General features: G+C 60.3%; 12 protein-coding genes. 5 read left to right on the forward strand and 7 right to left on the reverse strand.

Features of this window, described 5'->3' with window-relative positions; translation table 11 throughout:
* Positions 1–117: 117 nt before the first annotated feature.
* Positions 118–438 (forward strand): c-type cytochrome, encoded by a 321-nt coding sequence (locus AC07OK_RS08495; protein WP_217942150.1) that lies wholly within the window; start codon positions 118–120, stop codon positions 436–438.
* Positions 439–510: 72 nt separating this feature from the next.
* Here AC07OK_RS08495 and AC07OK_RS08500 read toward each other — a convergent pair whose 3' ends face one another.
* From AC07OK_RS08500 to folD, 6 genes are all read right to left on the reverse strand, one after another.
* Entirely contained in the window at positions 511–1,650 is a 1,140-nt protein-coding gene (locus AC07OK_RS08500; protein ID WP_116990533.1) for a branched-chain amino acid ABC transporter substrate-binding protein, read from the reverse strand.
* Between the two features lie 243 nt (positions 1,651–1,893).
* The gene (locus AC07OK_RS08505) at positions 1,894–2,304 is read right to left on the reverse strand and encodes a DUF2486 family protein (protein ID WP_494689892.1); all 411 of its coding nucleotides are present in this window, start codon (positions 2,302–2,304) and stop codon (positions 1,894–1,896) included.
* Positions 2,301–2,726 (reverse strand): DNA polymerase III subunit chi, encoded by a 426-nt coding sequence (locus AC07OK_RS08510; protein ID WP_020701471.1) that lies wholly within the window; start codon positions 2,724–2,726, stop codon positions 2,301–2,303. Before AC07OK_RS08510 ends, AC07OK_RS08505 begins: the two co-directional genes overlap by 4 nt.
* A 115-nt stretch (positions 2,727–2,841) precedes the next feature.
* Positions 2,842–3,444, reverse strand: coding sequence for a DUF4124 domain-containing protein (locus tag AC07OK_RS08515; RefSeq protein WP_494689893.1), 603 nt, complete (start codon positions 3,442–3,444; stop codon positions 2,842–2,844).
* 2 nt (positions 3,445–3,446) lie between these two features.
* Positions 3,447–5,519 (reverse strand): M3 family metallopeptidase, encoded by a 2,073-nt coding sequence (locus tag AC07OK_RS08520; RefSeq protein ID WP_494689894.1) that lies wholly within the window; start codon positions 5,517–5,519, stop codon positions 3,447–3,449.
* A 30-nt stretch (positions 5,520–5,549) separates the two neighbouring features.
* The gene (gene folD, locus AC07OK_RS08525; protein WP_494689895.1) at positions 5,550–6,395 is read right to left on the reverse strand and encodes a bifunctional methylenetetrahydrofolate dehydrogenase/methenyltetrahydrofolate cyclohydrolase FolD; all 846 of its coding nucleotides are present in this window, start codon (positions 6,393–6,395) and stop codon (positions 5,550–5,552) included.
* A 248-nt stretch (positions 6,396–6,643) separates the two neighbouring features.
* Here folD and aceE point away from each other — a divergent pair, with 248 nt between their 5' ends.
* The 4 genes from aceE to AC07OK_RS08545 all read left to right on the forward strand — a co-directional run bounded on the left by aceE (position 6,644) and on the right by AC07OK_RS08545 (position 13,377).
* The gene (gene aceE, locus AC07OK_RS08530) at positions 6,644–9,334 is read left to right on the forward strand and encodes a pyruvate dehydrogenase (acetyl-transferring), homodimeric type (RefSeq protein ID WP_494689896.1); all 2,691 of its coding nucleotides are present in this window, start codon (positions 6,644–6,646) and stop codon (positions 9,332–9,334) included.
* 19 nt (positions 9,335–9,353) lie between these two features.
* Positions 9,354–11,015: a dihydrolipoyllysine-residue acetyltransferase gene (aceF, locus tag AC07OK_RS08535; protein WP_494689897.1), complete on the forward strand. Its 1,662-nt coding sequence runs from the start codon at positions 9,354–9,356 to the stop codon at positions 11,013–11,015.
* A gap of 9 nt (positions 11,016–11,024) precedes the next feature.
* On the forward strand, positions 11,025–12,809 hold the full coding sequence (gene lpdA, locus AC07OK_RS08540; RefSeq protein ID WP_494689898.1) for a dihydrolipoyl dehydrogenase: 1,785 nt from the start codon (positions 11,025–11,027) through the stop codon (positions 12,807–12,809).
* 343 nt (positions 12,810–13,152) lie between these two features.
* On the forward strand, positions 13,153–13,377 hold the full coding sequence (locus AC07OK_RS08545) for a hypothetical protein (protein ID WP_494689899.1): 225 nt from the start codon (positions 13,153–13,155) through the stop codon (positions 13,375–13,377).
* Positions 13,378–14,028: 651 nt separating this feature from the next.
* Here the strand turns inward: AC07OK_RS08545 and AC07OK_RS08550 are convergent.
* On the reverse strand, positions 14,029–14,838 hold the full coding sequence (locus tag AC07OK_RS08550; RefSeq protein WP_494689900.1) for an HlyD family secretion protein: 810 nt from the start codon (positions 14,836–14,838) through the stop codon (positions 14,029–14,031).
* Positions 14,839–14,932: the final 94 nt, after the last annotated feature.

Genomic DNA, 14,932 nt, shown 5'->3' on the forward strand with positions numbered 1-14,932 from the left:
CGGGCAGCAATATTCTATTATTGGTCAACGAAGATAAGCGCTATGGCGTTTAATGTTCAATAGCAAAACACGGTAGAATTGTTGGCAGAATTGAGTAGCACTTACCTGGAGAAGACAATGAAACGTAATTTGATGATGGTTGGCATGGTAGTCGCATCGGCATTCGCGTCGCAAGCCGCTATGGCGGACGCGGGCATGGACCTGGCGAAAGCGAAGAACTGCCTGGCTTGCCACGCTGTGAGCACCAAGCTGGTCGGCCCTGCCTACAAGGATGTCGCCGCCAAGTACGCCGGTCAGAAAGACGCGGAAGCCAAGCTGGTCACCAAAGTGATGAAGGGCGGTTCCGGCGCCTGGGGCGCGATCCCGATGCCAGCCAATCCGCAAGTGACCGACGCCGAAGCGAAGACCCTGGTGAAATGGGTGCTGGCGCAGAAGTAATCAGCGCCAAAAAAGCCCCGTCTGCACTGAGCGCGATCTTGAGCGCGTTCAGGCCGACGGGGCTTTTTTTATTTATTTGATCACCGAAGTGATGGTCTTGGTGCCGTTGTTGTAGTTGTACATGGTCAGCGAGCCGTCCTTGATGTCGCCCTTGGCATCGAACTCGATCAGGCCGGTCACGCCCTGATACTTGATTTTCTGCAGGAACGGCAGGTACTTGGCTGGCTCAGCCGAATTCGCGGCCTGCATCGCGGCAGCCATCGTCATCACCGAGTCGTACACGTACGGCGCGTACAGTTGCACGTCCATGTTGTACTTCTTCTTGTAGCGCGCATGGAAATCATCCATGTTCTTTTGCAGCTCAGGCGGCACACCGCCGGCTTCGGCGCAGGTGACGACCTTGACCGCGTCGGCGCCGGCCAGCTTAGGCAGCGATTCGGTGCACAGGCCGTCGCCGCCCATGTACTTGGCCTGGATGCCCAGCGCCTTCATCTGGCGCAGCAGCGGGCCGCCTACCGAGTCCATGCCGCCGAAGAAGATCAGGTCGGGGTTCTTGCCCTTGATGGTGGTCAGGATGGCGTTGAAGTCGGTCGCCTTGTCGGTGGTGAATTCCTTGCCGACGATTTGCACGCCCGGCAGCGCCTTCTTGGCGCCCTTGATAAACTCTTCCGCCACGCCCTGGCCGTAGGCGGTGCGGTCGTCGATGACGGCGATCTTCTTCACGCCCATCTTGCCGACCGCATAGCTGCCCAGCGAGCCGCCCAGCTTGGCGTCGTTGGCGACCACGCGGAACACCGAGTTGAAGCCTTGCTGCGTATATTTGGTCTGGGTGGTGGCTGGCGAAATTTCCGGGATGCCGGCGTCGAAGTAGATCTTCGATGCGGGGATGGTGGTGCCGGAGTTCAGGTGGCCGATCACGCCGTTGACTTTGGCGTCGACCAGTTTCTGCGCGACCGCCGTGCCCTGCTTCGGATCGCCGCCGTCGTCTTCCAGCACCAGCACGAATTTGACCGGCTTGCCGCCGATCTTGATGCCTTTGGCGTTCAATTCTTCGACGGCCATCTTGGCGCCGTTTTCATTGTCCTTGCCCAGGTGCGCGGACGGACCGGAGACCGGCGCGACGTGGCCGATCTTGATCACTTCTTGCGCGCCGGCGCTGCCAGCAAAAGCCAGTGCGATGGCGAGTGGAATGAATTTGGTCTTGAACAGCATATGCATTCTCCAATGGTTGAATAAGCGACGGTGTCTCATGTGCGCCGCAGAATTTTTCTGCAAGGCCAAAAGGTACAACAAATTATTCTTAACGCAAAGGGAGATTCGCAGGGTTTCGCACTTTTAAATGGCGCTTCCAGTTTTTGAGAGGGTGCGGCGTCGGCATTTCCCGGTTTTGAGGCGGTCCTGCGCTGGAAGAGTGCGGTCCGTGCACCAAGTGGGCACGGACCGGGGAGGGGATTGTTACTTTTTGGCCTGCAGATGCGTCAGCTCTTGCGAGACGGCGCGGGCGACGATTTTCTCGATGGTGTCGTGCAGGCCGATGCGGATTTCGTTGGTCAGGCCGTGCAGGGCGTGGGTCAGGACTTCGGCCATGCAATCCTTGATGCGCTGCTCCAGCACGAAATCGACGCGCGATTGCAGCTGGTGCATGATGCGTTCGGACAGGCGATGTTCCATCATCGCCCATTCGGCATCGGTCCAGTTGTCGATGGCGTCGGCTTCCAGCTCGGCCGCCATTTCAGCGCGCTTGGACAAGGTGGTGCGGGTATCGGAAGCGGCCTCGCCGGGCAGCAGTTCATCGCCCAGCGGCTCGGCCTTCAGAACTTCCGTCAATACAGGGATACTGGCGTCAAACGATTGGGCTTGGCTCATGATTTTCCTGTGACAAAGTGGGTAAGTGGATAGTCTTGCTGCTTGTATGCGACATAGCGCTTGCGGCCTGCGGCCGCGTCATCCTCATCGGAGGAAATCACTTCGATCATGCGCTCGAATTGCGCGACCCCGGAAGGCGCGCGGCGCGACAAATTTACCAATAATTCTTTGTGTGGTAATTCTGCCTCATCGTTGTCCGTGAGAATGATTGGCGTGTGCGCGGCGAGCGCATCGCCAGCGAGCACATGGGGCAGGAAGTCGGCAGGGGAAAATGTCCACATCGCCGCGTTAAGTTCCGCCAGTTGCGCCTCATCGTCTGCCATTAGCACCACGCGTTTGTTCGCGCCCCAGGCCTTGCGCACGAGGCGGCAGGCATAGGCGATTTTGTCCGGCACGTTGGTGTGGAAATCGATGCGTGTCATAGCTGTTTGTTCTGTTCTGTAGAGGGGAAGTGCATGCAGCGAGGTGCTGCCTGATTCCAGTTTATGCGAAAATTATTTTTGGCGCTGGCACCGATGTTGCTACCGAACGCCAATGTTAGAACTGGAAACCGGGTGGCGCATTGACCGGCGGCAGGGGCTTGGCAAGCTCCTCCACGGGGCGTGCCGGTTCGGGTGCCGGCGGTGGCGGCGGCGCGGCGGAAACCGGCGCCGGGTATTGATAATTCGGTGGCAAGCGTTTTTCCAACGGATAAGCGGCGTCGCTTAACAACACATCCCAGCTGTTTTGTTCGAAGCCGGTCAGCTTGCTGCGGCCCACAAGCAACAAGGGCAGCTGGCCGTTGCCGCCGGCTTTCTTCAGCGCCAGCTGGTCGTCCACGGTGGTAACGGTTTTTTCATTGAAAGGAATGCCGCGCGCCATCAGCATGGCGCGGGCGTTGCTGCAGCCGTCGCACTGGGCCGTGGTGTATAGCGTGACCGGGCGGTTGCGCACCGCGTCGGCCAGTTCCTGCGGCAACTCCACCGAAGCTCCACCGGTGGAAAACGATTTCACTTCGACTTTTGTTTTGGTCGGCGCCGATGGCGGCGGCGGCTGGTCGCTGTAATGGGTCACGCCTTTGTCATCGACCCATTTGTACACCTGGGCGCTGGCCGTGCCGAGGCACAGCAGCGCGGCGGCGAGGACGGCCAGCCGCTTCATGATCAGGCCGCCATGCCGCTGTGACGCAGCAGCGCGTCGATGCTGGGCTCGCGGCCACGGAAGGCCGTGAACGATTCCAGCGCAGGCCGCGAGCCGCCCACCGACAGGATCTCCTGCAGGTAGCGCTTGCCGGTCGCGGTGGTGGCCTCCGGGCCCAGCGCCTTGGCTTCCTCGAACGCCGCGTAGGCGTCGGCGGACAGCACCTCGGCCCACTTGTAGCTGTAGTAGCCGGCCGCGTAGCCGCCGGAGAAGATGTGGCCGAAGGAATTCTGGAAACGGTTGAACGCCGGCGGCACGATCAGCGCGAACTTGGCGCGCACTTCGTCGATCAGTTGCTGCACGGTCTGGCCGGTGCTGGCGTCGTAGTCGTAGTGCAGGTGCATGTCCAGCAGCGAGAATTCCACCTGACGCAAGGTCTGCAGGCCGGACTGGAAATTCTTCGCGGCCAGCATCTTGTCGTACAGCGCGCGCGGCAGTGGTTCACCGGTGCTTACGTGCGAGGTCATGTGTTCCAGCACTTCCCATTCCCAGCAGAAGTTCTCCATGAATTGCGACGGCAGTTCCACCGCATCCCACTCGACGCCGGAGATGCCGGACACGCCCAGCTCGTCCACCTGGGTCAGCATGTGGTGCAGGCCGTGGCCGAATTCGTGGAACAGCGTGATCACTTCATCGTGCGTGAACAGCGATGGTTGTGCGACGCCATCGACCACTGCTGGCTCGGTGAAGTTGCAGGTCAGGTAGGCGACCGGGGTCTGGATTTTCTCTTCCTCGGCACGGCGGCCGCGGGCGTCGTCCATCCAGGCGCCGCCGCTCTTGCCGGCGCGCGCGTACAGGTCGAGGTAGAACTGGCCGATCAGCTTGCCGTTGCGCTCGATACGGTAGAAGCGCACGTCCTTGTGCCATACCGGCGCGTCGTCCGGTTTGATCTCGACCGTGAACAGGTTCTGGATCAAACGGAACAGGCCGTCGACCACTTTGTGTTCAGGGAAGTACTGCTTCACTTCCTGCGCCGAGAAGGCGTAGCGGCGCTCCTGCAGTTTCTCGGAAGCGTAGGGGATGTCCCAGGCTTTCAGTTCGGCGATGCCCAGCTCTTCCTGCGCGAATTTTTTCAGCTCGGCCAGGTCCTGCTCGGCGAACGGGCGGGCGCGCTTGGCCAGGTCTTCCAGGAAGGCGATCACCTGGTCCGGCGACTGCGCCATCTTCGGCACCAGAGAAACCTCGGCGAAGTTCTTGTAGCCCAGCAGCTTGGCTTCCTCGTCGCGCAGCTTCAGCAGCGTGACGATGTTTTGGGTGTTGTCCCAGTCTTCCTTCTTGCTGAACACATCGCCTTGCTCGGAAGCCTTGGTGGCGTTGGCGCGGTAGATGGTCTCGCGCAGTTCGCGCTTGTCGGCGAATTGCAGGATGGGGAAGTAGGACGGGAAGTGCAGCGAGAATTCGTAGCCTGCCTTGTTTTCCTTTTCGGCGGCGGCGCGCGCGGCGGCCTTGACGTCGGCGGGCAGGCCGGCCAGGTCGGCTTCGTCGGCCACCAGCAGCTTGTAGTCGTTGGTGGCGTCGAGCACGTTTTCGGAGAAGCGGGTCGACACCGACGCGTGCTCTTCCTGGATGTCGGCAAAGCGTTCTTTTTGATCGGCAGGCAGTTCGGCGCCGCCCATGCGGAAATCGCGCACGGCGTTGTCGATGATGCGCTTGCGGGCCGGCGACAGGCGGTCGAAGCCGGCCGACGCGCGCAGCGCCTTGTACTTGCCGAACAGCGCCTCGTTCTGGGCCAGCGCGGTCCAGAACTCGGTCACTTTCGGCTGGTTGTCGTTGTAGGCGGCGCGCAGCTCGGGCGTATCGACCACATTGTTCAGATGGCTGACGATGCCCCAGGCGCGGCCCAGCAGTTCGGTGGCGTTTTCCAGCGGCGTGACGAAGTTATCCCACGTCACCTGCTCGGACGGCGCTTCCAGTTGCTCGACCACGGCGCGGCTCTTGGCCAGCAGCTCGTCGATGGCCGGGGTGACGTGCTCGGGCTTGATCGCATCGAAACGCGGCAGGCCGCTAAAGTCCAGCAGGGGATTTTGATCAGTCATCTTGAGTCCAATAAGTTCGATACGGTTGTATTAAGTGCGCTCGGCCGCTTCGACGGTGTTCATCAGCAGCATGGTGATGGTCATCGGGCCCACGCCGCCTGGTACTGGCGTGATGTGCGATGCCACTTCCTTGATGCCGGCGAAATCGACGTCGCCGCACAGCTTGCCCGCTTCGTCGCGGTTGATGCCGACGTCGATCACGATCGCGCCCAGCTTCACCATATCAGCGGTCAGCGTATTGCGGCGGCCGGTTGCGGCCACAACGATGTCGGCCTGGCGGGTGTACAGGCCCAGGTCCGGCGTCGCACTATGACAGATGGTGACGGTGGCGTTGGCTTGCAAGAGCAGCAGCGCCATCGGCTTGCCGACGGTGTTGCTGCGGCCGATGACCACCGCGTGCTTGCCGCGCAGGTTGACGCCGGTGCTTTCGATCAGCTTCATGCAGCCGTATGGCGTGCACGGACGGAAGCCGTCCAGGCCGGCCATCAGTTCGCCGGCGCTCAGCACCGAGTAGCCGTCCACGTCTTTCTTGGTGGAGATCGCCTCGATGACCTTGTGCGGGTCGATGTGCTTGGGCAGCGGCATTTGCACCAGGATGCCGTGGATGGCCGGATCGGCGTTCAGCGCGGCGATGCGTTCCAGCAGCGCGGCTTCGCTCAGGTCGGCGGGATATTGCTCCTTGAGCGAGTAGAAACCGGCATCCTCGCAACCCTTGACTTTGTTGCGCACATACACGTGGCTGGCCGGGTCGTCGCCGACGATGATCACGGCCAGGCCGGGCTGTTTGCCTAGTGCGGTGAGGGCGGCAGCACGTGCAGCAATTTCCGCGCGCAGTTTTTGGGAGAGGGCGATTCCGTCGATCAGTTGAGCAGGCATGATTTAACCAGGTTGGAGAGGAAAGCAGGATTATAAAGCGGCGGCGCGCCCCGCGCCTCGTTTCCGGCGCTTTAGTCATGCTGCGGCGCACAAGATTCCCATGGGATGATTTCATAATATGAAATGACGTATCGTAATTTGAAAAAGCCTAAAAGTGCTGTTAGAATCGCACACGGCATTGAAGTATTGGTAAATAATTAGCAGCTAAGCAGCGTTCCGTCAGCACTCAAACTCAGGAGACTTAATACATGTCAGCTCAACTTGACCAGGTAACGGCACACACCGACCCTGATTCGCAAGAAACCAAAGAATGGTTGGACGCACTGGCCGCAGTGCTGGAACAAGAGGGCCCTGAACGTGCTCACTACCTGATGGAACGCCTGATCGACCTGGCCCGCCAAAGCGGCTCGGATATCCCGTTCTCCGCCAATACCGCTTACGTCAACACCATCCCGGCCCACCTCGAAACCCACTGCCCAGGCAATCTGGAATACGAAGAGAAGCTGCGTTCGTGGATGCGCTGGAACGCCATGGCGATGGTCGTCAAGGCCAACCGCGTCGACGGCGACCTCGGTGGCCACCTGTCCTCGTTCGCCTCGCTGGCTAATATGCTGGGCATCGGCTTCAACCACTTCTGGAAAGCGCCGAGCGAAAACCACGGCGGCGACCTGCTGTACATCCAGGGCCACTCCTCGCCTGGCGTGTACGCCCGCGCCTTCCTCGAAGGCCGCCTGAGCGAAGAGCAGCTGACCCATTACCGTCGCGAAGTCGACGGCAAGGGCCTGTCCTCGTATCCGCACCCTAAACTGATGCCGGACTTCTGGCAGTTCCCGACCGTGTCGATGGGCCTGGGCCCGTTGATGGCGATCTACCAGGCGCGCTTCCTGAAGTACCTGCACGCGCGCTCGATCGCCGACACCACCGACCGCAAGGTCTGGGCATTCTGCGGCGACGGCGAGATGGACGAGCCGGAATCGCTGGGCGCCATCGGCATGGCCGCGCGCGAGAACCTGGACAACCTGGTCATCGTCGTCAACTGCAACCTGCAACGCCTGGACGGTCCGGTGCGCGGCAACGGCAAGATCATTCAAGAGCTGGAAGCGGACTTCCGCGGCGCCGGCTGGAACGTCGTCAAAGTCATCTGGGGCCCGGGTTGGGACGCGCTGCTGAAGCAGGACAAAGACGGCATCCTGCGCAAAGTGATGATGGAAACCATCGACGGCGAATACCAGAACTACAAGGCCAAGGACGGCGCCTACGTGCGCAAGCATTTCTTCGGCAAGCATCCAAAGCTGCTGGAGATGGTCGCCAACATGACCGACGACGACATCTGGCGCCTGACCCGCGGCGGCCACGATCCGCACAAGATCTACGCCGCCTTCAAGGTCGCACAGGAACACAAAGGCCAACCGACCGTCCTGCTGGTGAAAACCATCAAGGGCTTCGGCATGGGCAAGCACGGCGAAGCGCGCAACACCGCGCACAACACCAAGAAGCTGACCGACGAAGCCGTGCGCGAAATGCGCGACCGCTACTCGATCCCGATTCCGGACGACCAGCTGGCCGACATCCCGTTCTACAAGCCTGCCGACGACGCGCCGGAAATCAAGTACCTGCACGAGCGCCGCGCAGCGCTGGGCGGCTACCTGCCGGCCCGCCGCATGCAAGCCGACGAGAAGCTGGTTGTGCCGCCGCTGAGCGCCTTCCAGAACGTGCTGGATGCGACCGCCGAAGGCCGTGAAGTATCGAGCACCCAGACCTACGTGCGTATCCTGACCACGCTGCTGAAAGATCCTAGCCTGGGCCAGCGTATCGTGCCGGTGCTGGTCGACGAGTCGCGCACCTTCGGTATGGAAGGCCTGTTCCGCCAGGTTGGTATCTTCAACCAGCAAGGCCAGTTGTATGAGCCGGTCGACAAAGACCAGGTCATGTACTACCGCGAAGACAAGGCCGGCCAGATCCTGCAAGAGGGTATCAACGAAGCCGGTGGCATGAGCTCGTGGATCGCCGCGGCGACCTCGTACTCGACCAACAACCGCGTGATGATCCCGTTCTACACGTACTACTCGATGTTCGGCATGCAGCGTATCGGCGATCTGGTATGGGCCGCCGCCGACATGCGCTCCCGTGGCTTCCTGATGGGCGGCACCGCCGGCCGCACGACGCTGAACGGCGAAGGTCTGCAGCACGAAGATGGTCACAGCCACCTGTTCGCAGCGGCTGTACCGAACTGCATGCCTTACGATCCGACCTTCGGTCACGAAATCGCCGTGATCATCCAGGATGGCCTGCGCCGCATGGTGGAAGAACAGGAAGACGTGTTCTACTACATCACCATCATGAACGAGAACTACCCGCACCCAGGCATCAAGCCTGGCCAGGAAGCAGGCATCCTGAAGGGCATGTACCTGCTGCAGGAAGGCGACAAGAAAGCCAAGCAGCGCGTGCAGCTGATCGGCTCCGGCACCATCCTGCGCGAATCGATCTTCGCCCAGGAACTGCTGAAGAACGACTGGAACATCGCCGCCGACGTGTGGTCCGCTCCGTCGCTGACGCTGGTGGCCCGCGATGGCCAGGACGCAGAGCGCTGGAACCTGGTCAACCCGACCAAGGAACAACGCGTGCCGTACGTGACGCAGATTCTGAAGGATACGAGCGGCCCTATCGTCGCGACGACCGATTACATGCGTGCGTTTGCTGAACAGATCCGCGCCTTCATCCCGAAAGACCGCACCTACCGCGTGCTGGGCACCGATGGTTTCGGCCGTTCGGACACCCGCGCCGCGCTGCGTGAATTCTTCGAAGTGAACCGTTACTACATCACGGTCGCCGCGCTGAAATCGCTGGCGGAAGAAGGCAAGATCGACGCGAAGGTGGTGGAGCAGGCAGTCGTCAAGTACGGCCTGAACGCCAACAAGCCAAATCCGGTGACCCAATAATTAGAACGGAGCAGACGCTATGAGCATTGTGGAAGTTAATGTCCCGGATATCGGTGATTTCAAGGAAGTTGAAATCATCGAGTTGATGATCAAAGTAGGCGATACGATTAAAGTAGACCAGTCGCTGATCACCGTTGAATCGGATAAGGCCAGCATGGAGATTCCTTCGTCCGCCGCTGGTGTGGTCAAGGAAATCAAGGTCAAGGTCGGCGACAAGGTGGCTATGGGTTCGCTGCTGCTGTTGTTGGAAGCTGATGGAGCCGCCGCTGCTCCGGCAGCTGCCGCAGCTGCACCAGCCGCCGCGGCTCCAGCACCGGCGCCTGCCGCTGCTGCCGCGCCGGCACCTGCACCAGCTCCCGCAGCTTCGGCCGGTCCGGTCGAAGTCAAGGTGCCGGACATCGGCGACTTCAAGGAAGTTGAAGTCATCGAAGTGATGGTCAAGGTTGGCGACACGATCAAGGTCGATCAGTCGCTGCTGACCGTTGAATCGGACAAGGCCAGCATGGAAATCCCTTCGTCGCACGCTGGTGTGGTGAAGGAAGTGAAGATCAAGGTTGGCGACAAGGTTGCCATGGGTACCGTCGTGCTGGTGGTTGAAGCTACGGGCGGTGCTGCCGCTCCGGCTCCTGCCGCCGCCGCACCTGCTGCTGCCGCTGCTCCAGCCGCCGCTGCCGCTGCGCCTTCGCCGGCGCCTGCTGCTCCTGCCGCCGTTGCGGCCGCGTCGCAAGGCTCGGTCCAAACCGGCAAGCTGGCGCACGCATCGCCGTCGATCCGCAAGTTCGCCCGCGAACTGGGCGTGGATCTGGGCAAGGTGCCTGGTTCCGGTCCTAAAGGCCGCATCACCCAACTGGACGTGCAGAACTACGTCAAGGGCGTGATGGCTGGTACCACCGCAGCACCTGCCGGCGCATCTGCGCCAGCTGGCGGCAACGGCGGCATGAGCGTGCTGCCATGGCCGGTGATCGACTTCAGCAAATTCGGCCCGACCGAACTGCTGCCACTGTCGCGCATCAAGAAAATCAGCGGTCCTAACCTGCACCGCAACTGGGTCATGATCCCGCACGTCACGCAGTTCGACGATGCCGACATCACCGACCTGGAAGCGTTCCGCGTCGAGACCAACAACGCCAATGCCAAGAACAAGGACGCGGCCAAGCTGACCATGCTGGCCTTCGTCATCAAGGCTGCGGTCGCCGCGCTGAAGAAATTCCCGGCATTTAACGCGTCGCTGGATGAGAAGGGTGAAAACCTGATCCTCAAGCAGTACTACAACATCGGCTTCGCGGCCGACACGCCGAACGGCCTGGTGGTACCAGTGATCAAAGGCGCGGACCAGAAATCGGTCTCGCAGATCGCTCGCGAAATGACCGAGCTGTCGCTGCAAGCGCGCGAAGGCAAGCTGAAACCGACCGACATGCAAGGCGCCAGCTTCACCATCTCGTCGCTGGGCGGCATCGGCGGCACGCACTTCACGCCTATCGTCAACGCGCCGGAAGTGGCGATCCTTGGCCTGTCCAAGGCGTCGATCAAGCCGGTGTGGGATGGCAAGGCATTCCAGCCTCGCCTGATGATGGGTACCTCGCTGTCCTACGACCACCGCGTGGTCGACGGCGCGATGGGTGCTCGCTTCTCCGTGTACCTGAGCGAAGTGCTCGGCGACATGCGCAAAATTCTGCTGTAAGGAGCGACTATGAGCACAGAAGTGAAAGTGCCGAACATCGGCGACTTCGCAGAAGTTGAAGTGATCGAGGTGATGGTCAAGGTTGGCGATACGATCAAGGCCGACCAGTCGCTGATCACCGTTGAGTCGGACAAGGCCAGCATGGAGGTTCCATCCTCGCACGCCGGCGTGGTCAAGGAGATCAAGGTCAAGGTTGGCGACAAGGTCAAGGAAGGCTCGCTGATGCTGGTGGTGGAAGAAGCCGCCGGTTCCGCCGCTGCCGCTCCTGCCGCCGCACCGGCGCCTGCCGCCGCAGCTCCGGCTCCGGCCGCCGCACCTGCGCCAGCCGCACCGATCGCCGCACCAGCCGGTAGCAGCTTCGCCGGCAAGGTCGACATCGACTGCGACATGATGGTGCTGGGCGGCGGTCCTGGCGGTTACTCCGCCGCGTTCCGCGCTGCGGACCTGGGCATGAACACCGTGATCGTCGAGCGTTACGAAACGCTGGGCGGCGTGTGCCTGAACGTTGGTTGTATTCCATCGAAAGCGCTGCTGCACGTGGCATCCGTGATCGACGAAACCTCGCACATGTCCAACACCGGCGTCACCTTCGCCAAGCCGACCATCGACATTGACCAAGTGCGCAAGTACAAGGAAGGCGTCATCAAGAACATGACCGGCGGTCTGGCCGGCATGGCCAAGGCCCGCAAGACGCAAGTTGTCACCGGTGTTGGCCAGTTCCTGAGCGCGAACCACATCGAAGTCACTGCCGCCGACGGCACCAAGAAAGTGGTGCAGTTCAAGCAGGCTATCATCGCTGCCGGTTCGGCCGTGGTGAAGCTGCCGTTCGTGCCGGAAGATCCACGCATCGTCGATTCGACCGGTGCGCTGGAACTGCGCCAGATCCCGAAGCGCATGCTGGTCATCGGCGGCGGCATCATCGGCCTGGAAATGGCCACCGTCTACTCGACTTTCGGTGCGCGCATCGACGTGGTCGAAATGATGGACGGCTTGATGCAAGGCGCCGACCGCGATGCGGTCAAGGTCTGGCAGAAGTTCAACGAGAAGCGCTTCGACAACATCATGACCAAGACCAAAACGGTTGGCGTTGAAGCGCTGCCGGAAGGGATCAAAGTCACCTTCGAAGCGGCGGAAGCCGGCGCCGCAGCGCCAGCCCCGCAGGTCTACGATCTGGTGCTGGTCGCAGTGGGCCGCAGCCCGAACGGCAAGAAGATCGCCGCCGACAAGGCTGGCGTGATCGTGTCCGATCGCGGCTTCATCCCGGTCGACAGCCAGATGCGCACCAACGTGCCGAACATCTTCGCCATCGGCGACCTGGTGGGCCAGCCTATGCTGGCGCACAAGGCGGTGCACGAAGGCCACGTGGCGGCGGAAGCCGCAGCGGGCCAGAAGTCGCACTTCGATGTGAAGGTGATTCCATCGGTGGCCTACACCGATCCGGAAGTGGCATGGGCCGGCATCACCGAAGACGAAGCGAAAGCCAAGGGCATCAAGGTCGAGAAGGGCCACTTCCCTTGGGCCGCGAGCGGCCGCGCCGTGGCCAACGGCCGCGCCGAGGGCTTCACCAAGCTGCTGTTCGACGCTGAAACGCACCGCATCATCGGCGGCACCATCGTCGGCACGCACGCCGGCGACATGATCGGCGAGATCGCGCTGGCGATCGAGATGGGTTGCGACGGCACCGACATCGGCAAGACGATCCACCCTCACCCGACCTTGGGCGAGTCGATCGGCATGGCCGCCGAAGTGTACGAAGGCGTCTGCACCGACCTGCCTCCGCCACGCAAGCGCTAAGCAAAGCCACACCACGAAACCGGGACTTGTTCCCGGTTTTTTTATTGGTGCGCCCGGCAGGGCGCACCAACTTGGAGGTGAAAGTCCTCTGCTCGCCCGATAAGGGGAAGAATTGGCGGAAGGCAAGGGTATCGCGGGCGACCGCGAATCTGAAGGAAGCTGGAAGCAAAGCGCTGGTCTGACTTAGCGGCAGCGGTTATGCTCATCATCCGGTGTCGGCGTTAGGCCAGCTGTATCGGGGCGATACCCGGAGTCCGCGAACTATTTTGACCGCCGGAGGCTTCCGGCCGAGAAATCGTCTCGATTTCCGCTGTTGCTGTCGATTGTGCGGTACGCGAGTCTCGTGAAGCCAGCCGAGTTCTTCTATAAGCCCTCCGTATCGATAGTCGCCGGCATGGTGATCCAGATCGGCATCGGCGCCTGGTACCCTGATACAGCGCGCCTGTACGGCGGGAAGGGAGCCTCTCTATTGGCCAAGGGCGCCGTCATGCTAGCGTTGATCGTTCATGGCTTGATCGCCGCACTTGGCCCGCTGGCCGCTGCAGCCATGTTGGCGCTGCAAAGGTGAATGTGAAGTGACAGCTGCTGAGATTGAAACAGTTCAAGCGGATATTGCTATGCAGCTATAAATTATGTGAATAAATTCTTTATAAAATCATGTCGGATTGTTTTTATTATGCACATAGGGCCAGTGACTGTAATTGTTTTTGGTTCGCTGGTAACGGTAATATTCCCCTCGTCCCAGCGCAAAAGACGAGGTAGGTTTTGACGAAATACGACATCGTTTGAGCAATCCGATTCCTTAATGTATCCGAAATATTCAAGCTTTTGATTCAGATATTGCCTGTGACTTAGGTGGCTATTTGATATCGTAAATTTGGTCGGAATAACTAGAAAGACAGAAACCAACGAACCTATGCCGGTCCCGATGGCTAAACCTTCTATTGGAACTATGTTTGGGTCGCATATATAAAGTGTTGATGATAAAATAAATATGGCTAATATGGTAATTATCGACCACGATTCAAATTGCTGCCATGATTGGAAAAGAAGAAAATAACGCCAACGCGGGCGTGGATAAATTAGCGGCGATATTGTGTATTTTGATGAGGACGATGTTGTAGACATATGTTACCTCAAATATATTAATGAGTAATTGAGAGGGGGGATCCCCTCTCTTTGCCATAGGGCTAGAACTGAGTTTGGTTAGCTTATTTTTTTAGGCAACATTTGTAATAAGCATATGCGAAGCCGCCGAAAGCCACAGCGCCAACAACCGCCCCGACTGGACCGGCTGCCGCCCCAACTGAGGCATCGAACCACATCGCCCCGTAATAGCCGCCCCGTTGCGGACGGCTAACAATTCCCTGCCGAGGCTGATCTCGTCGCGCTCCAGCGCCTGTAGCCGCAGATGCTGGTCCAGCAGTTCCGCTTGTTTTTGCTGCTTGATCTCTTTGGAAACAAAGCCTTGTTCACACAACTGCGTTGCGCGCTTGAATGCGTCCTCGGCCAGTTCGACGCGGCTGTGCTGGGACATCAGCTGGTGGCCGACATTGGCCTGCTCCATCTGCAAGGCTTCGGCCTTTTTACGCAAGGCTGTCTGCTCGTCCTGCTGCACGCGTTGTGTCTGTGCCAGTTCATCGCGCAGCGATTGCTGCCGTCGAGCCACCTGCTGGCTAATGGCTTCCTGGATGTCGCTGCGGTTGATGGCTTGGCGTTCGCTGGAGACGATGTAGAGCAGGTCGCCACGATGTACGGGTTGTCCTTCGCGCACCAATTTTTGCAGCACGATGCCCGCTTGCGGCGGGTAGACTTTCACCACACCGAGGTCCGACATCAGCTGGCCGCTGACGTTGCTGTGCCTGGTGTAACTACCGAGGAGGAACAGGGCCGCGACTAGCAATGCCATCATGGCCGCGGCAGTGGTGAGGATGCGGAACGTCAGCGGCCGGATCAGGACGATCTCGCCCAGCCATTGGACTCGGGATGCGGATAAGGCCTCTTCCCGGAATAGCGATACCCGTTTCATAGCGGCTCCTGCATGTTGGGCGGATTATCTGCCTACATGATCGCCTCTATGCACAGGGGGCTATTTGTAGAACCTCAAGAAATAGTTGACTCTA

This window comes from Duganella sp. GW821-FHT07G03, from assembly GCF_059418605.1.